Annotated in this window: 15 protein-coding genes; 14 read left to right on the forward strand and 1 reads right to left on the reverse strand. The window is 70.3% G+C overall.

Annotated features, from left to right (window positions below):
- Positions 1–10: 10 nt before the first annotated feature.
- A complete protein-coding gene (locus SPOPO_RS0112805; RefSeq protein WP_019875202.1) occupies positions 11–427 on the forward strand; it encodes a Zn-ribbon domain-containing OB-fold protein in 417 nt (138 codons plus the stop codon).
- Positions 424–1,590, forward strand: coding sequence for a thiolase C-terminal domain-containing protein (locus SPOPO_RS0112810; RefSeq protein ID WP_019875203.1), 1,167 nt, complete (start codon positions 424–426; stop codon positions 1,588–1,590). The genes SPOPO_RS0112805 and SPOPO_RS0112810 overlap by 4 nt, the downstream gene beginning before the upstream one ends.
- Before the next feature lie 43 nt (positions 1,591–1,633).
- Here the strand turns inward: SPOPO_RS0112810 and SPOPO_RS0112815 are convergent, their stop codons facing one another.
- Entirely contained in the window at positions 1,634–2,251 is a 618-nt protein-coding gene (locus SPOPO_RS0112815; protein ID WP_019875205.1) for a TetR/AcrR family transcriptional regulator, read from the reverse strand.
- Between the two features lie 333 nt (positions 2,252–2,584).
- On the opposite strand from SPOPO_RS0112815, the gene SPOPO_RS0112820 reads away from it, so the two are divergent.
- The 12 genes from SPOPO_RS0112820 to SPOPO_RS0112870 all read left to right on the forward strand — a co-directional run bounded on the left by SPOPO_RS0112820 (position 2,585) and on the right by SPOPO_RS0112870 (position 17,514).
- The gene (locus SPOPO_RS0112820; protein WP_028984743.1) at positions 2,585–3,694 is read left to right on the forward strand and encodes an NDMA-dependent alcohol dehydrogenase; all 1,110 of its coding nucleotides are present in this window, start codon (positions 2,585–2,587) and stop codon (positions 3,692–3,694) included.
- Positions 3,694–5,220 (forward strand): class I adenylate-forming enzyme family protein, encoded by a 1,527-nt coding sequence (locus SPOPO_RS0112825; protein ID WP_019875207.1) that lies wholly within the window; start codon positions 3,694–3,696, stop codon positions 5,218–5,220. Before SPOPO_RS0112820 ends, SPOPO_RS0112825 begins: the two co-directional genes overlap by 1 nt.
- A 94-nt stretch (positions 5,221–5,314) precedes the next feature.
- Positions 5,315–6,601: a hypothetical protein gene (locus SPOPO_RS0112830; RefSeq protein ID WP_019875208.1), complete on the forward strand. Its 1,287-nt coding sequence runs from the start codon at positions 5,315–5,317 to the stop codon at positions 6,599–6,601.
- Positions 6,602–6,681: 80 nt separating this feature from the next.
- Entirely contained in the window at positions 6,682–7,041 is a 360-nt protein-coding gene (locus SPOPO_RS35175) for a hypothetical protein (RefSeq protein WP_019875210.1), read from the forward strand.
- Positions 7,041–7,370: a hypothetical protein gene (locus SPOPO_RS0112840; RefSeq protein WP_019875211.1), complete on the forward strand. Its 330-nt coding sequence runs from the start codon at positions 7,041–7,043 to the stop codon at positions 7,368–7,370. The genes SPOPO_RS35175 and SPOPO_RS0112840 overlap by 1 nt, the downstream gene beginning before the upstream one ends.
- Positions 7,370–9,385, forward strand: a complete 2,016-nt coding sequence (locus SPOPO_RS29360; protein ID WP_051098359.1) for a branched-chain amino acid ABC transporter permease — start codon at positions 7,370–7,372, stop codon at positions 9,383–9,385. The genes SPOPO_RS0112840 and SPOPO_RS29360 overlap by 1 nt, the downstream gene beginning before the upstream one ends.
- Positions 9,382–10,290, forward strand: coding sequence for an ABC transporter ATP-binding protein (locus SPOPO_RS29365; protein ID WP_033385013.1), 909 nt, complete (start codon positions 9,382–9,384; stop codon positions 10,288–10,290). Before SPOPO_RS29360 ends, SPOPO_RS29365 begins: the two co-directional genes overlap by 4 nt.
- A complete protein-coding gene (locus tag SPOPO_RS0112850) occupies positions 10,277–11,092 on the forward strand; it encodes an ATP-binding cassette domain-containing protein (protein ID WP_019875213.1) in 816 nt (271 codons plus the stop codon). The genes SPOPO_RS29365 and SPOPO_RS0112850 overlap by 14 nt, the downstream gene beginning before the upstream one ends.
- Positions 11,085–13,265 (forward strand): ABC transporter substrate-binding protein, encoded by a 2,181-nt coding sequence (locus SPOPO_RS0112855; protein WP_245541711.1) that lies wholly within the window; start codon positions 11,085–11,087, stop codon positions 13,263–13,265. Before SPOPO_RS0112850 ends, SPOPO_RS0112855 begins: the two co-directional genes overlap by 8 nt.
- Before the next feature lie 61 nt (positions 13,266–13,326).
- Entirely contained in the window at positions 13,327–15,555 is a 2,229-nt protein-coding gene (locus SPOPO_RS0112860; RefSeq protein ID WP_033385014.1) for a molybdopterin oxidoreductase family protein, read from the forward strand.
- 23 nt (positions 15,556–15,578) lie between these two features.
- Positions 15,579–16,346 carry an SDR family NAD(P)-dependent oxidoreductase gene (locus tag SPOPO_RS0112865; RefSeq protein ID WP_019875216.1) on the forward strand — a complete coding sequence of 256 codons (768 nt, stop codon included), beginning with the start codon at positions 15,579–15,581 and terminating at the stop codon, positions 16,344–16,346.
- 1 nt (position 16,347) lies between these two features.
- Positions 16,348–17,514 (forward strand): acyl-CoA dehydrogenase family protein, encoded by a 1,167-nt coding sequence (locus tag SPOPO_RS0112870; RefSeq protein ID WP_019875217.1) that lies wholly within the window; start codon positions 16,348–16,350, stop codon positions 17,512–17,514.
- The last annotated feature ends 57 nt before the right edge of the window (positions 17,515–17,571 follow it).

Raw genomic sequence — 17,571 nt, forward strand, 5'->3', positions numbered from 1 at the left:
GTCGCACGCCTTGACGACGCTCCAGCGCTTCGGGCTCGAGGGCCCTTCCCACAACCGACACGACGAAGGCCACTGGGACGGCCTGCGAGCGGGTGAGTTCCGGATCCAGCGCTGTACCGCGTGTGCGCGCTGGATCTGGATCGCCCAGCCGCTCTGCCCGTCCTGCCACACCTTCGACCCGGGGTGGGAGGCCGTCGAGCCCGCCGGCGTCGTCTACGCCTGGACCCGCACGCACAAGGCGTTCCACCCGACCGCCGAGGTGCCGTACACGACGGTCCTGGTCGAACTGCCCCAGGCCGGCAACACCCGGGTCCTCGGTCTCTACGCGGGCACCGAGGACCCGGTGATCGGCTCCCGGGTGGTGGGGACCTTCGAACCCGCCCCGGACGAGAACAGCTGGCCCCTGATCCGCTGGAGTGCGGCATGAGCATCCGCGGAGCAGCCGCCGTCGTCGGCGTCGGGCAGACCCCGTACTACAAGCGCAACACCGCCCCGCGCAGCACGCGGGGTCTCGTCGCCGAGGCCGTGATCCAGGCCGCGCAGGACGCCGGCATCGACCCCCGCGACATCGACGGCTTCGCCTCGTGGGGCGACGACCCCACCGAGGGCACCCACATCGCGACCGCGCTCGGCGTGCGCGAACTCCGTTGGTCCTCGCTCGCATGGGGCGGCGGTGGCGGCGGGCAGGTCCCGTCGATCCTCCAGGCCGTCGCGGCGATCGCGACCGGCATGGCGGACTGCGTCGTCGTCTACCGCGGCATGAACCAGGCCGAGGAAGGCCGGCTGCCGTACGCCAAGGGTCACTTCGACACCCAGTACTCCGCGCACGGCATCCTCACGCCTGTCCAGACCTGCGCGCTGCGCACCCAGCGGATGCTCGAGATCGACAAGGTCCCGCCGTCCGCCCTCGAGGCCCTCGCGCTCGCGGGCTACCACCACGCGCAGAACAACCCGCGTGCCGTGGCCTACGGCCAGCCGCTCGACGCCGAGGCGTACCGCGCCTCGCGCCTGATCTCCGAGCCGCTGCGCCTCAACGACTGCTCCCGCGAGAACGACGGCGCCGGGGCGATCCTGCTCGTGTCCGCCGACCGCGCGAAGGACACCCGGGGCAAGCCGGCCTACGTACTCGGCGGCGTCCAGGGTTTCGTCGCCGGCTGGGGCGAGCTGACGGAGAACCACAACCCGTACACCTCGAACGGCCTGCTGCCGCCGATGGTCGAGCGGCTGTGGCGCGAGTCCGGGGTCGGTGTCGAGGACGTCGACGTCACCCAGGTCTACGAGAACTTCACGGGTCCCGCGGTGGCCGCGCTCATCGACGTCGGTCTCGTCCCGCCCGGCCCCGCCGCCGGCGAGGTGATGACGCTGGAGAACCTGACGGTCGAGAAGGGCCGACTGCCGATGAACACCGCCGGCGGCAACCTCGCCGACGGGTTCGTCCACGGCATCGGCGTCGTCCTGGAAGCGGTCCGCCAGATCCGCGGGGACTCCCCGAACCCGGTCGCGGACGCGAAGGTCTCGCTGCTCCTCGGCGGCCCGATGGCCCCCCAGGTCGGCGCGATGCTCTTCGGTTCCGCCGACGCGCTCGCCTGACGCTGAGTCAGTCGGCGGGTCAGTCACCGGCCCAGTCAGCGGGTCAGTCGGCCGGCTGTCGCAGCGCGGCGATGACGTAGGTCGACATCCAGTCGCGGATGCGGTCGTCGTCGAGGCCGAACCCGGCGGAGTTCTCCACCAGGGCGAACTGGGCGAACATGATCCACTGGATCAGCTCGTCCAGCGGGCGGTCGGTCCGCAGACCGTGGTGCTCCTGGGCGTCGGTGAGCAGGGGAGTCCAGAACTCGCCGAGAATCGCGAGCACGCGCTCGGACTCCAGGAACATCGGCGTGAGCTGCGCGAACTCGGCGTCGACCAGCAGCCGCACGTACGGATTGGCGAGGGACTCCGCCACCGTCAGGTAGGCGGCGTGCGCCACGCGGTCCAGGCCGCGGCCGCGCAGCCGGCGGCGGGTGCTGTCGAGGAGCTGCTGCACCTGCCGGGCGACGACCTCGAGGATCAGGTCGTCCTTCGACGCGAAGTAGTAGTACACGGTCGGGCGCGAGACGCCGAGTGCGTTCGCGACGTCGTCCATGTTCGTCCCCCGGATGCCCTGCTTCTCGAAGCAGGCGAGGGCGGCGTCGTGTATCCGCGTCCGCGGGTCGGTGCCAAGGGCCGACTTCGGGCCGCGCTTGCGGCTCCCGGTTTCGTCGTCCCCCATGGCGGCGAGTTTAGGGCGGCCGCCTGAACCGGGGCTCAGCCGAATCGAAATATTGACAGATGTGCGTTGAAGTCAGTATTTATGGAGAGCGACGAAACATACTCCACGTAACGTGCCAGGTCAGACGCGAGTTACCTACGTGTAGTAAGTGCCCGCTCGCTTCGAGTGAAGATGTCCGGATCGTGTCCGGGGTTCCCGTTCGCCCGTTGACGGCGTGGTCATGTCTCCTTAGACTAAAGCCTGTAGGTTTCATCGGCGTTGCTGCGGACGCCGTCCCGACGATCACCCGTTCGGGGGCACCGCGGCCAGCAGTGAGGGGTCACCAGGGTGACGATCACGTCGAGGGCAGCGGTCCTCTTCGAAGCTCCGGGGGAATGGGAGATCGTCGAGGTACAGGTCGACGAGCCCAAGGAGCACGAGGTGCTCGTCCGGTACGTGACCGCGGGCCTCTGCCACTCCGACGACCACGTCGCCAAGGGCGACGTGCCGATGGCGCACCTGCCCCTGTGCGGTGGCCACGAGGGCGCCGGCATCGTCGAGGCCGTCGGCCCGGGTGTCCGCAACCTGCAGCCCGGTGACCACGTCATCGCGGCGTTCATCCCGAGCTGCGGGCACTGTCGCTGGTGCGCGACCGGGATGCAGAACCTCTGCGACAACGGCGCCTTCATGATGATGGGCACGCAGCTCGACGGCACGTACCGCATGCATCACAAGGGTCAGGACGTCGCGCAGACGTCGCTGGTCTCCACGTTCTCCGAGTACGCCGTCATCCCCGAGTGGGGCGCGCTGAAGATCGACAAGGACCTGCCGCTGCAGTCCGTCGCGCTCCTGGGCTGCGGTGTCCCCACCGGCTGGGGTTCGGCGGTCAACGCCGCGCAGGTCCGCCCCGGTGACGTCGTCATCGTCATGGGCACCGGCGGCATCGGCATCAACGCCGTCCAGGGCGCCAAGCACGCGGGGGCGGCGCGGATCATCGCCGTCGACCCGGTGCAGTTCAAGCGCGAGAGCGCGCTGAAGCTCGGCGCCACCGACGCGGTCGAGAACATGACGCAGGCGACCGACCTCGCGCAGTCCCTGACGAACGGTCAGGGCGCCGACTCGGCCATCGTCACCGTCGGCGTCGCCAAGGGCGAGCACGTCGGCCAGGCCTTCGCCTCGATCCGCAAGGCCGGCACCGTCGTGCTGACCGCGGTCTCGAACATCGACGAGGCGAACATCCCGGTCAGCCTCTTCGAGATGGCCATGTTCCAGAAGCGGATCCAGGGCGCCCTGTTCGGCATGATGTCGCCACAGGCCGCGATCCCGCACTTCCTGAACCTCTATCGGCAGGGTCAGCTGCACCTCGACGAGCTCGTCTCGAAGCGGTACCCACTGGAGGAGATCAACACCGCGTACGCGGACATGCACGCGGGCACCAACATCCGTGGGGTGGTGGACTTCTGATGGCGGCAACCCTGGTCTCGGCGCTCCGATGGTGGGCGCGCACCCGCGGGAACGACGCCGCGTGGATCCTCGAGGACGACACCGTCTTCTTCCGTACCGCGCAGGACTGGACCTCCCGCATCGGTGAGGACCTCGCCGCCCGCGGCGTGCAGCCCGGCGACCGCGTCGGCGTTCTCGGCGGCAACTCGCTCGAGTGGGCGGCCGCCGCTCTCGGCGTGCTCAAGGCCGGCGGCGTCGTGGTTCCGCTGAACCCGCGTCTGGTCGGGCCGGAGCTCCACAAGATCCTGTCGATCGCCGGTGCCACGACGATCATCCACGAGCCCGCCTTCGAGCCGGTGCTCAAGGAGGTCGCGGGCATGGGGCTCGAGCTCCGGACCGTCGCCCTCGACGCCGTCACCGACCTCCGCCCGGAGGCGGGTGCGGCCCCGAACGACTTCGTCGTCGACGTCGACCCCGAGGCCCCGGCCATGGTGATCTTCACCAGTGGCTCCACCGGCCTGTCCAAGGGCGTCATCTGCACGAACCGTCAGCTGCTCTCGATCGCCTTCGAGGCGAGCCTGACCGAGGAGGGCATGCGCCCCGGCGGCCGGACGCTCCTCGTCCTCCCGCTCGCGTTCACGCCGGGCCTCGTCTGGGGGCTCGCGCTCTCCGCGATCCTCGGCACCACGCTGGTCGTCGAGAAGACCCTCGACCCGACGCGGGCCGTCGACCTGATCGAGAAGCACAAGATCGGCGCTCTGTTCGGTGTGCCGCTCATCTTCGGCGCGATCGCCTCGGCCCCGAACTTCGCGAGTGCCGACCTCTCGTCGCTGACGTCCGCCTTCACCGGTGGCGCCCCCGTGCCCGTCCCGCTGCTCCAGGCCTGGGGCAGCAAGGGTGTGAAGCTCCGTCAGATCTACGGCATGACCGAGGCCGGCGGCGTCGCGACCGCGACTCTCGTCAAGGACGCCGAGCAGCACCCCGACTCGTGCGGCCACGGCTCGGTGTTCACCGAGTTCCGCATCGTCGACGCCGAGGGCAACCCGGTCGCCCCCGGTGAGAACGGCGAGATCCTGCTCCGCGGCCCGGGCATGACGCCGGGTTACTGGGGCGACGAGGAGACCACCGCGCAGGCGATCCGGGACGGCTGGATCCACAGCGGCGACCTCGGCACCACGACCGAGGACGGCCGCCTCAAGTTCGTGGACCGGCTCAAGGACCTGATCATCACCGGCGGCATCAACGTCTCGCCGGTGGAGATCGAGCAGGTCATCGCCGCGATCCCCGGTGTGACCGAGGTCGCAGTGATCAGCGCGCCCGACGAGAAGTTCGGCGAGACGCCCGCCGCGATCCTCTTCGCCGACGGTTCGGTGACCGTGGAAGCGGTCGTCGAGCGGTGCAACGAGCAGCTGTCCAGCTACAAGGTTCCGCGGTACGTCGTCCTCTCCCAGGAGCCGCTCGCCAAGCTCCCGAACGGCAAGCTCGCGAAGGTCGCCATTCGTGAGCAGTACGCGGATGTCGCAACGACCCATCCAAAGGTTCGCTAAACCCGCACGCTCGCCGTAACGCCGACGGATCATCTGTCGAATACCTTTAGATAAAGCCCCGATCTTCACCGCACGGCACGAAGGGACCCCACCCATGAGCGGTAAGCACAAGCGATCCAAGTTCGCCGGAAGCCGGCGGCGGGTCGCGGCGACGGCGATTGCCACGGTGCTCACCCCGGCGGCCGCCACGTTCGGCGCGCCGGCCGCCTCCGCCGCCCCGGCGGAGGAGGACCCGTTCGGTGCGGTCTCCGACTTCGGGTCGGGTACCTATGCGGGCAAGGCGTCGGCGGACGGTGTGCGTGCGACGGTGGCGCTGCGGGACTACCTGATCATCGAGGACTTCGTCGACGGTGGCGGCCCGACCGCCCAGGCGGCGCTGGACAGCCTCGGGGAGTCCACGGCGTACTCCTCGCTCCCGTACCCGGGCGCGACCGGTGTGGCCCTGCCGGGTCTGGTCTCGACGTTGTCCGGCAAGTCGGTCCCCTCGTACCCGTTCTACGTGACGAGCCAGAACCCCTCGAACCCCGTCGAGACGGTCCGTCAGCCCGGCTACCTGATGCACGCGGAGTCGGCGGCGGAGCGGTCGGCCGCGCAGACCCAGTTGGGTTCGTCGACGAACACCGGTGAGGAGCTGGGCACCTTCGCCAACGCGAGCGTGGACTTCGTCGGCGGGACGATCACCTCCCTCGGCGAGGCGCGTACCCGGCTGGCGGTCGGTGCCCTGCAGCTCAACGGCGCCTTCTCCCGTGCGGTGGTGACGGTGGCTCCGGGTGGCAAGGTCACGAAGTCCTCGACGTTCGAGACCGCCCTGCGCATCGGCAACACCGTGATCGGTGTGACCGACAAGGGCCTGGTCGTCGGTGACCAGAACGCTCCGCTGGACCCGGCGCGGCAGGTCGAGCAGGCCATCACCCAGGCCGGGGTGACGGTGAAGTTCCTGCCGGCGGTGGAGACGGCGGACTCGATCCTGTCCTCCGGGCTGGAGATCTCGATGCAGCAGGCGATCCCGAACGTCGGGACCGCCAAGGGCGTGGTCTCCTACATCATCGGCCGCACGTTCGCCCAGGCGACCGCGTCCGGGTTCACCTCGGGTGCGACCGGGACGGGTACGCCGCTGCCGGCCTCCCAGGCTCCCGCGGCCCCGGCCGCGCCGGTGGCCGGTGTGCCGACCACCGGTGAGGTCGACGCCGGTGCCCTCCCGGGCGCGCTGCCCGGCGCCGTGCCCGGAGCCGTTGCCGGTGGCGCTCCGGTGCCGACCGCGAACTTCGTGAACGCGGGCATCGCGCAGCCGAAGCTGACCGAGCTGGAGTTCTACCCGATCCTCGCCGCGATCGTTCCGATCCTTCTGCTGGCCGCTGTCGGCGCCCGCCGCTTCGTCTAGAAGGCGCAGCGTGCAGAGTCGGCACAGCGTGTGATCGCCAGCTCCTAGACCTCCGAACCAACCGATCTGAGGACCCGAAGATGGAATTCGTGAAGTGGTGCCGCCTGCAGTGGGACCGGGCCTTGTCCGTGGCGGCGATCCTCGCCGGTGTTGTTCTCGTCATCCTGGGTTGGATCGGCGTCTCTGACACCCCGTACATCGCCAAGCAGGTGCCGTTCGTCGTCTCCTACGGCATCGGCGGCCTCGTGCTGATCATCATCGGCTCGACGCTGTGGCTGTCGGCGGACATGAACGACGAGTGGCGCACGCTCGACCGCCTCGAAGAGGCGCAGCGCGCCAACACCGTCGACCGTTCTGAGCTGACGGCTCTTCAGGACCGTCTGCGCGCGCTGGAGAGCCGCGCGGACGCCCGGGCGTCCGAGCTCAGCCGCTCCCACTGATGGCTGGGAGCACGGTTCTGTCGCGTAGCGCGGGAGCCGGGAGCCGCGCCGCCGGACGGCGTCGGCCGGGCTCGCCGCCCAGCCTGATCGCCGCGGCGATCCCGGGTGCGCTCGGTGTGCTGCTGCTGGTGCTGGGCTGGATCTCGGTCAGTGGTGAGGCCGCGTTCGACGACCAGCAGACCGGCCTGAACCTCGCGATCCTCGGCGCGCTGGTCGTGCTGATCGGGTGCGGGTTCTACCTGTTCATGTTCCGCCGTCGCATCGCGCACCGCATGCGTGCGGTGCGGAGCTCGATCTTCGGTGCTGAGTACGGGGAGGAGGAGGACTGATGGACACCTGGTTGCCCTTCGTCGTCATCGGCATCACCGCCGGTGCGATCTACGGCCTGGCCGGCGTCGGCCTCGTCCTCACCTACCGGACCTCGGGCGTGTTCAACTTCGCCCACGGCGCGCTGGCGACCGCCGGCGTGTACCTGTTCTACGAGCTCTCGGTGCAGCGCAGCTGGCCGTGGTGGCTCGCCGCGATCGTCTGTGTGGCGGTCTTCGGTGTGCTGATGGGCCTGGCGCTCGAACAGGTCGCGCGCCGGCTGGCCAAGGCGCCGGCGTCGGTCATCGTCGTCGCGACCGTCGGCATCCTGCTGATCATTCAGGGCGCCGCCGCCGAGCGGTACGGCTCGCAGACGATCACCATCGACCAGTTCCTGCCGACGGACACCTTCGACATCAGTGTCTCGGTCGGTTACGACCAGCTGATCACGACCCTGGTGGGTGTCGCGATCGCGGCGGGCCTGGCGATCCTGCTCGGCCGGACCCGCATCGGTATCGCGATGCGCGGTGTGGTCGATGACTCGGACCTGATGGAGCTGACCGGTCTGTCCGGCCCGGCGATCCGCCGCTTCGCCTGGATGATCGGTGGTTCGGTCGCGGTCGTCTCGGGCATCCTGCTCGCCCCGACCATCGGTCTGGACCCGGTCCGTCTGACCTACCTGGTCGTGCAGGCCTTCGGCGCCGCCGCGATCGGCCGTTTCCGCTCGCTGCCGTGGACGTTCATCGGTGGTCTGATGATCGGTGTCGCGGCCGCGATCGGGCAGAAGCTGGAGGCGGAGCACTCGGCGCTGCTGGGTCTGCCGGCCTCGGTGCCGTTCCTCGCCCTGTTCGTGATGCTGATCGTGGCGGGCAAGCGTGGTCTGCCCACCCCGGCGCCGGTGCGCCGCCAGCAGCCGGAGCACTTCACCCCGCTCCCGCTGGGTGTCCGCGCGGGCTTCGGTGTCGCGCTGGGCATCCTGGTGATCGCGCTGCCGGGTCTGGTGGACGCGCGGCTGCCGGTGTTCACCCAGGCCGTGGGTCTGGCGATCATGTTCCTGTCGCTCTCGCTGCTGGTGAAGATGTCGGCGCAGGTCTCGCTGTGCCAGGCCGCCTTCGTCGCCGTCGGTGCGGTCGCGTTCTCCCGCCTGTCGACCGAGGCGAACCTGCCCTGGCTGCTGGCGCTGCTCGGGGCGGGTCTGATCACCGTCCCGCTCGGCATCATCGTCGCGCTGCCGGCGGTGCGCCTGGCCGGTATCTACCTGGCGCTGGCCACCTTCGCGTTCGGCCTGCTGATGGAGAACCTGATCTACCGCAAGGACATCATGTTCCCGCAGGGCGGGGTGCGGGAGGCGCCGCGGCCGAACATCCCCGGTTCGGGTCAGGCCAGTGACAAGGAGTTCTTCTACATCGCGGTCGCGATCCTGGTCGCGGTCATCGTCGCGGTCGTGGTGCTGCAGCGCTCCCGCCTGGGTCGTCTGCTGCGGGCCATGGCCGACTCGCCGCTGGCGCTGTCGACCTACGGCACCGGCACCACGACCACGCTCATGCTGCTGTTCGCGATCTCGGCGTTCTTCGCCGGCATCGCCGGTGGGGTGCTCGCGGTCGGCACCGGCGCGGCCGGTCCGGGTGGTCTGGGGTCGCTGCAGTCGCTGCTGTGGGTGGCGATCATCTCGATCACCGGGTCGAACCTGATCCGGTCCTCGATCATCGCGGCGCTGCTGCTGGCGGTCATGCCCTCCTACGTGACCGAGCTGAACCCGAACTACCAGTCGATCATGTTCGGCGTCGCCGCCGTCCTGGTCGCGCTGCTCGCAGCCAAGGAGTTCGACCCGGTCGCGTGGATCCGCGAGAACCTCGCCACCTCCTCCCGCGTCGGCACCCGGGGCCCGATCCCGAGCCGGGCGACGGACGGCGGTTGGCGCCGGGCCGCGAGCTCGCGCCAGCCCGTTCCGGCGGCGGCCGCGCGGCGGGCTGCCGGTGAGGGCGACGAGGACGACGACCAGCCGATCGAGCTCGCATCGACGGGAGGCTCCCGATGAGCTCACCGAGCGCCGACACCACGGCAACCCTGCAGATCCACGAGCGCAAGGATCTGCCCGGGCTGAACATCGACGGTCTGACGATCCGCTTCGGTGGCCACACCGCGGTGAACCACCTGACGATGAGCGCCCCGATCGGTCAGGTCACCGGCCTGATCGGCCCGAACGGCGCCGGTAAGTCGACGACGTTCAATGCCTGCTCCGGCTCGCTCACCCCGTCCGAGGGGTCGATCTTCTTCGACGGTGTCGACCTAACGAAGGCGCCGGAGTCCAAGCGGGCGCACCTGGGCATCGGGCGCACCTTCCAGCGGATCGAGCTCTTCGATTCCCTGACGGTGCGTGAGAACGTCCAGCTCGGCCGCGAGGCCCGGCTGGCCGGCACTTCGCCGATCACCCAGCTCCTGCCCCGCAAGGGCGAGCGCACGATGGTCGCCGAGGCGGCCGAGCGCGCGATGGAGCAGTGCGGAATCCTCGACGTCGCCAATGCCCGCGCCGGCCGGCTCTCGACCGGTCAGCGCCGGCTCGTCGAGCTCGCCCGCGCGCTGGCCGGGGACTTCCGGCTGCTGCTGCTCGACGAGCCCTCCTCGGGTCTGGACCACTCCGAGAGTGACGCGTTCACCGCGCTGCTGCTCAAGGTGGTCGCCGAGAACGGCGTGGGCATCCTCATCGTCGAGCACGACATGAACGTCATCTCGGGGCTCTGCGACTACACCTACGTCCTGGACTTCGGCCAGCTGATCTTCGAAGGCCTGCCCCGCGAGGTCCTGTCCTCCGAGATCGTCCGCAAGGCCTACCTCGGCACCGAGGACCTCGGAATCGAGGACAGCGACGAGACGGACCCGCCCCAGGACTCCGGCGCGTCGGGCAACCTCAACGGAACGGGGCCGCACCGTGACCACGCCTAGCACCGACCAGCGCACCGCCCAGCGCACCGACCAGGCCACCGAGCAGTCCAGCGCGCGCCCGATCCTCGAGGCGCGTGGGGTGACCTCCGGCTACGGCGAGAAGACCGTCGTCCGCAACATGAGCCTGACGCTGCCGGCCGGTGGCTCGATGGCGATCCTGGGCCCGAACGGCGCCGGGAAGACCACGTTCCTCAAGACGTGCTCGGGTCTGCTCAAGCCGACGGCGGGTCAGATCCTCGTCGACGGCAAGGACATGACCCGCCGCTCCACGCACGAGCGGGTCAAGGCGGGGCTGTGCCACATCCCCGACCCCCGCGGGATCTTCCCCTCCCTCACGGTGAAGGAGAACCTGATCCTGCAGGCCCCGCGCGGGCAGGCCTCGGCGGCGATCGAGAAGGCGGCCTCGGCGTTCCCGCGCCTGGGTCAGCGCCTGAGCCAGGTCGCCGGGACCATGAGCGGTGGTGAGCAGCAGATGCTCGCGGTCGCGCGCTCCTACATCCAGTCCCCGAAGGTCGTTCTGCTCGACGAGGTCTCGATGGGCCTGGCCCCGAACCTGGTCGACGAGATCTTCGAGTTCCTGGCCACGCTCAAGGACGCGGGCGTGGCGCTCATCGTCGTCGAACAGTTCGTCCACCGTGCGCTCGCCCTCGCCGACAGCGTTGTCGTCGTCGCGCGCGGAACGATCCGCCTGGCCGGCCGCTCCGACCAGTTCAGCGAGGACGAGATCTTCGCCGCCTACGCCGGGACGAACACCGGCGGCGGCCCCCAGGTTGTGCAGCAGGGAGGAACCGTCAGTGTCTGATATCCGATTCGGCCGGCGCGCGCGGACGACAGCTGTCGTCGGCGTGGCCGCGCTCTCCGTGTTGCTCACCGGGTGCGGGGGCACCCGCATGAGCGACGAAGCGATCGTCGAGGCGGCGGGCGCTGCGCAGCAGGCGCAGGCCGGCGGCGCCGTCACCGACGGCCTCGGCGCGGTTCCGGGTGTCGACCCCGGCACCGGTGCGGCCCCCGCCGCCCCCGGCGCGGTCGGCAGCGACCCCGGCACGGTTGCCCCCGGTGCCACGACCGGCGGCGCGACCACCGGCGGTGGCTCGACCAACGCCGGCGGCGGCAAGAACAACGCCGGCGGTTCGACCAACGCCGGCGGCGCCACCACGGGTGGCGGCCAGGCGTCGGGCGGCCAGGCGGCCGGCCCGGTCACCCGCAAGTCCGTCATCAAGCTCGGCGCGGTCGGCACGTTCTCCGGCCCCGTCGGCGGTCTGGTGAAGGACACCGTCACCGGTATCCGCGTCTGGGCGCAGGCTGTCAACGCGGCCGGCGGCATCAACGGCCACCCGGTCGAGATCCTCGTCGGTGACGACGGTGGTGACCCCGCGCGCTTCAACTCGATCCTGCAGCAGTTCGTCGAGCAGCAGGGCGTCCAGGCGTTCCTCTACACGACGCTCGGCTTCGCGCCGAACGGCAACAACAAGTACCTGGACTCGAAGAAGATCTTCACCTTCGCGCACGAGGGTGGCCTCGAGGTTCCCTACAAGAACCCGTACGTCCTCACGCCGGCCCCTGCGGGTCTGACCTACGCGGACGTCATGGTGCTCTCGTTCGGCGCGGGCATCGGCGCGAAGGGCGGCGTCAAGCTCGCCTCGTTCGCCTGCAGTGACTTCGGTCTGTGCGACAACTTCGACAAGCGCTGGAGCGACAAGAACGTCCTCGACAAGGCCGGCTTCTCGCTGGTCGCCCGTGGTCGTCCGTCGCTGACCCAGCCGGACTACACCTCGCAGTGCCTGGCCGCCAAGCAGGCCGGCGCCGAGGCGATCATCGTCGCCCTCGACGGTGCGGCCATCCGCCGCTTCGCCAGCGACTGCGCGCGGCAGAACTACCGTCCGAAGCTCTCGTCCGCCGACCTGGTCATCACCAAGGACCTCCCCGGCGACAAGAACGTCGACGGCCTGGTGATCGGCACCAAGATGGCGCCGTTCACCAACACGGGCGTTGCGGGCATCAAGGAGATGCACACGGCGTTCGCCCGCTTCGCGCCGGGCCAGGTCATCACCGGTGGCATCTCGTACGGCTGGCTGATCGGTGAGTTCTTCGCCGCGGCCGCCAAGAACCTGCCGGACAAGCAGACTCTGAAGGACATCGAGGACGGCATCTACTCGATCAAGAACAACAACCTGAAGGGCATGACGTTCCCGATCACCATGACTCGGGGCAAGGCGATGGACCGTCAGCTCTGCTACGGCGTCGCGGTCGTCGCCGGTGACAAGTTCGCCACCGGCTCGGGCAAGTCGTTCACCTGTGCCAAGAACGGCAAGCCGCTGAGCAACCCGGACGACTACTCGTCCCAGATGGGTGCGGCTGCCGGTGCGGTCGAGCAGGCCTCGCCGACCCGCGCCGCTCTGCAGGCGTCGACCCCGGCGGCGGCCCCGGCCGCCCCGGCGACGCAGCAGCAGGCGTGGCTGCCGGAGCTGAACCCGATCGTGGGTGTCGTGCCGGCCCGGGCCCGCGTGGCCACCTCGGCGCCCGCCCGTAACGCCACCGCCGGTGCGACGGCGACCGGCCAGCCGGCGGCGGACACCTGCCCGCCGGACCGGGTCGCCGGCCTGTCCTACCTGCTGGACGCGATGCAGACCGGCAGCGCGGCCGGCCCCGGTGTGGTCTACGGCATCGCGCTCGCGGTGCTCGGAACCCCGCTGCCCGAGCCGCTCGGTCAGTTCCAGGGCCAGCTGCTCGCGGAGTCCGCGAAGTTCGTCGAGCAGTTCAGCAAGGACGCTCCGGCGGCCATCGCGGACTTCCGGACCTTCATCGAGCCGCTCGCGGCGTACAACGAGCAGGCCAACGGCTTCATCGACGCCGGCGCCGAGGCGCTCGACGGCATCGCGAAGGACTACGGTCAGTTCATCCAGCCGGGTGACCGCAGCCTGCAGCAGCTCGCGGCTTCGTTCCGCGACGCGAAGGCGACGAACACGCCCTGCTAGAAAGCGGACACCCCTCCGGTGGGGTCTCCGCTGCCGGAGACTCCACCGGAAGGGGGAACCGATGCGTACCGCCCGTCGCATCTGCCCGTTGTGCGAGGCCATGTGCGGCCTCGACGTCACGCTCGAGGTCGCGCCCGACGGGACGGAGGTCGTCACCGCCGTCCGCGGCGCCGACGACGACGTGTTCAGCCGCGGCTACCAGTGCCCCAAGGGCATCAACCTCGGGGCGCTGGACAGCGATCCGGACCGCCTGACGGTCCCGCTGATCCGCACCGACGACGGCTTCGTCGAGGCCTCCTGGGAGGAGGCCTTCGCGGCCGTCCGGGCCGGCCTCGACGCGGTGCGCGAGGCCCACGGCTCCGAAGCCTTCGCGCTGTACCGGGGCAACCCCACGGCCCACAACTTCGCCGCGGTGCCCTACCTGCGCGTCCTCATGGGCGCGATGAAGACCCGTCAGCACTACACGGCCAGCTCGGCCGACCAGATGCCGGCGCACGTGGCTGCCGGCGCGGTGTTCGGGTCCCCGATGTCGATCCCGGTCCCGGACATCGATCACACCTCGTACCTGCTGATGCTCGGCGCCAACCCGCTGGTCTCCAACGGCAGCCTGTTCACCGCCCCGGACCTGCCGCGCCGGCTGCGGGAGCTCAAGAAGCGCGGCGGCTCGCTGGTCGTCGTCGACCCGAAGCGCACCGAGACCGCCCGCCGCGCCGACCGGCACCTCGCGATCCGCCCCGGTACCGACGCCCTGTTCCTGCTCGCGCTCCTCGCGGAGCTCGACGCCACCGGCAAGGTGACGCCGGGTCAGCACGCGGCGGCCTTCGCGGGCCTCGACGAGGTGCTCCGCCTCGCCGCCCCGTTCACGCCGGAGCGCGTCGCGGGCGCGACCGGCCTCGACCCGGCCGACATCCGCGCGGTGGCGCAGGACCTGGCCGCCGCCTCGACCGCCGCGGTCTACGGGCGGATCGGGACGTGCACGACGGTCCACGGCACCCTCACGCAGTGGCTGATCATGGTGCTCAATGCCGTGACCGGGAACCTCGATCGGCCCGGCGGCGCGATGTTCCCGCGCAGCGCGATCCGCCCCGCCTACCTGCCCGAGGCGCCGATGAAGGTCGGGCGCTGGCACAGCCGCGTGCGGAACCTGCCTGAGGTGATCGGAGAGTTCCCGGTCGCCACCCTCGCCGACGAGATCGCCGAGCCCGGGGCCGGGCAGATCCGCGCTCTGATCACCGTCGCCGGCAACCCCGTCATCTCCGCGCCGAACGGCGACCGGCTCGACCAAGCCCTGCCGACGCTCGATTTTCTGGTCAGCGTCGACCCGTATCTGAACGAGACCACTCGGCACGCGAACGTGATCCTGCCGCCCCCGCGGGTGATGCAGAACGGCCACTTCGACTGGCTGCTCAGCGGTTTCCAGGTCCGCGCGGTCGTCCGCTACACGCCGGCCGCGGTCGACCTGGCGCCCGGTCAGCTCTCCGAGGCGGACATCCTCGCGCGCCTCGCGGCCATCTGCGCCGGGAACGACACCCCGGCCGCGGCGGCCGCCGCCGGCGCCAAGCTCGTCGATGGCATCCTCACGCGCGCCGTGACGATGCCCGGCTCGCCGGTCGAGGGCCGGGACCCCGCCGAGTTGCTCGCCGCGGTCACCGGCCGCAGCGACCTCGAGCGCCACCTCGACGTGATGCTGCGCCTCGGCCCGTTCGGCGACGGCTTTGGCGCGAACCCCGACGGGATCACCCTCGAGAAGCTGCTGGAGCACCCCGAGGGCATCGACTGCGGGCCGATGGAGCCGCGCCTGACCGAGGTGACGATCCACCCGGACGGGCTCGTCCGGCTCTGCCCGGCAGAGTTCGCCGCGCAGGTCGAGACTCTCGCCGCCGACCTCGACCGCGCCTGGCCGGAGTACGTGCTGATCGGCCGCCGTGCGCTGCGGTCCAACAACAGCTGGATGCACAACCTGCCGGACCTGATCGGCGGCTCGACGCGGTGCACGTTGCAGATGCATCCCGACGACGCGGCCAAGCTCGGGATCGCCGACGGCGCCGATGTGACGATCACGTCCGCCGCCGGATCGGTGACGGCTCCGGCCGAGCTCACGCCGGCGATGCGCGCCGGTGTCGTGAGCCTGCCCCACGGATGGGGCCACGACGTCCCCGGCGTCCGGCTGAAGGTCGCCACCTCGGCGGCCGGCGTCAACGCCAACGCCCTGACCGATCACCGCGTGGTCGACCCGCTCTCCGGCACCGCCGTTTTCAACGGGGTGCCGGTCGAACTGACCCCCGCTTAGCAACCCGCACGCAAGGAGTACGTATGTCAGGCCCGCTCGCCGGGGAGATCGCGCTCGTCACGGGGGCATCCGGTGGTCTCGGCCGCCGGTTCGCCGTCGCGCTCGCGGAGCAGGGGGCGACGGTCGTCGCCACCGCTCGACGCAAGGACCGGCTCGACGAGGTCGCCGCGGAGATCGCGAACGGCGGCGGTCGGTGCGTCCCGTGGGCGCTCGACCTCGAGAACGACGACCTCGGCGAGGCGCTCGCCCGGATCTCCGACGAGGTCGGGCTGATCACGATCCTCGTGAACAACGCGGCGGCGGTCGACGGCCGCCGCGCGCACAAGATGCCGGTCGAGCTGACCGACACCGTTCTCGACACGAACCTGCGAGCGCCGTGGCTGCTCGCCACCGGCGTCGCCGCGCGGTTGATCGAGGCCGGCCGGGGCGGGCGCATCGTGAACATCTCCTCGATAGCCGCGACCAACTACGGCCCGGACTCGGCACCGGCCGCGCTCTACTCCGTCACCAAGGCCGCGCTGAATCGCATGACCGAGGTCCTCGGGGTCGAATGGGCGCGGTTCGGGATCAACGTCAACGGCATCGAGCCCGGCTTCGTCCACACGGAGATGGTCGGCGGGATGATGGAGCGGACCGGTCTGACCGTGGATCAGGTCGCCGCCCGGCAACCGCGCAAGCGGATGATGACGCCGGCAGACCTCGACGGCACCCTGCTGTACCTCGTGGGCCCGGCCTCGGCCACGGTCACCGGCACGGTCGTCGTCGTCGACGACGGCGGGTTCGGGCGCTGACATGGCCACCGACCTCTGGGCGCCCCGCCCGTTCTTCGACGCTGACCACGAGGCGTTCCGCGACGCCGTCCGCACCTTCGTGACTCGGCACGTCGCGGGAGAGATGGACCGCTGGGAGCACGAGGGCATCGTGTCCCGCGACGTCTGGCTCGAGGCCGGGCGCCAAGGCCTGCTCGGCATCTCGTTCCCCGAGAAGTTCGGGGGCGGCGGTGTCGAGGACTACCGCTTCCGCTGCGTGGTGATCGAGGAACTGCAGCGCGTGGGAGCGGCCTCACTCGCCGTCAGTTTCGCGACACAGTCGGACATCGCGGCGCCGTACCTGCGCGACTTCGGCTCTGTGGAACAGCGGGAGCGCTGGCTCCCCGGCTGCTCCACGGGTGAGCACATCGTCGCGATCGCGATGACCGAGCCCGGCACCGGCAGTGACCTGCAAGGGATCCGGACGACTGCCCGCCGCGACGGGTCGGACTGGATCCTCAACGGGTCGAAGACCTTCATCAGCAACGGCATCCTCGCCGACCTCGTGGTCGTCGTCGCCCGCACCGATCCGGACGCGGGCAGCCGCGGGTTCAGTCTGTTCGTCGTCGAGGAGGGCATGCCCGGGTTCTCCCGCGGCCGCAACCTCGACAAGGTCGGTCTGCACGGGCAGGACACCGCGGAGCTCGTCTTCGAAGACGTGCGCGTCCCGGAAGCGAACCTGCTCGGCGAGCCCGGTGGGGGCTTCTCGATGCTGATGCGCCAGCTCGCCGGCGAACGGATGAGCATCGCGTACACCGCGTGTGCGGGCAGCCGGGCCGCGCTGGCGTGGACGTTGGAGTACGTCCGCGACCGCTCTGCGTTCGGCCGGCGGGTGGCGGACTTCCAGAACACGCAGTTCGTCCTCGCGGAGTGCGTGACCGAGCTCGACGTCACCCAGGCCTACGTCGAATCGCTCGTCGACCCGCTGAACCGCGGCGAGCTCTCCGCGGTCGACGCCGCCAAGGCGAAGTGGTGGGGCTCGGAGATGCACAAGCGCACCGTGGACCGCTGCCTGCAGCTCTTCGGCGGCTACGGCTACATGGAGGAGTACCCGATCGCGCGGGCCTACCGGGACACCCGGATCTCGACGATCTACGGCGGAACCACCGAGATCATGAAGGTGATCATCGGCCGCGACCTGGTCGGCTGAGTCTCCGGTAATCTAAAGGTATTAGACAGCGTTGTCTCGGCTGGATCAGCACCGAGA

The sequence above is a fragment of the Sporichthya polymorpha DSM 43042 genome, from assembly GCF_000384115.1.
GTDB classification, from domain to species: Bacteria; Actinomycetota; Actinomycetes; order Sporichthyales; family Sporichthyaceae; genus Sporichthya; species Sporichthya polymorpha.

What these genes read in the sequence shown, in the direction of transcription:
- SPOPO_RS0112810 (WP_019875203.1), top strand. Translation starts at nt 424, where the DNA reads ATGAGCATCCGCGGAGCAGCCGCCGTCGTCGGCGTCGGGCAGACCCCG.
- SPOPO_RS0112815 (WP_019875205.1), bottom strand. Translation starts at nt 2,251, where the DNA reads ATGGGGGACGACGAAACCGGGAGCCGCAAGCGCGGCCCGAAGTCGGCC.
- SPOPO_RS0112825 (WP_019875207.1), top strand. Translation starts at nt 3,694, where the DNA reads ATGGCGGCAACCCTGGTCTCGGCGCTCCGATGGTGGGCGCGCACCCGC.
- SPOPO_RS0112830 (WP_019875208.1), top strand. Translation starts at nt 5,315, where the DNA reads ATGAGCGGTAAGCACAAGCGATCCAAGTTCGCCGGAAGCCGGCGGCGG.
- SPOPO_RS35175 (WP_019875210.1), top strand. Translation starts at nt 6,682, where the DNA reads ATGGAATTCGTGAAGTGGTGCCGCCTGCAGTGGGACCGGGCCTTGTCC.
- SPOPO_RS0112840 (WP_019875211.1), top strand. Translation starts at nt 7,041, where the DNA reads ATGGCTGGGAGCACGGTTCTGTCGCGTAGCGCGGGAGCCGGGAGCCGC.
- SPOPO_RS29360 (WP_051098359.1), top strand. Translation starts at nt 7,370, where the DNA reads ATGGACACCTGGTTGCCCTTCGTCGTCATCGGCATCACCGCCGGTGCG.
- SPOPO_RS29365 (WP_033385013.1), top strand. Translation starts at nt 9,382, where the DNA reads ATGAGCTCACCGAGCGCCGACACCACGGCAACCCTGCAGATCCACGAG.
- SPOPO_RS0112860 (WP_033385014.1), top strand. Translation starts at nt 13,327, where the DNA reads ATGCGTACCGCCCGTCGCATCTGCCCGTTGTGCGAGGCCATGTGCGGC.
- SPOPO_RS0112865 (WP_019875216.1), top strand. Translation starts at nt 15,579, where the DNA reads ATGTCAGGCCCGCTCGCCGGGGAGATCGCGCTCGTCACGGGGGCATCC.
- SPOPO_RS0112870 (WP_019875217.1), top strand. Translation starts at nt 16,348, where the DNA reads ATGGCCACCGACCTCTGGGCGCCCCGCCCGTTCTTCGACGCTGACCAC.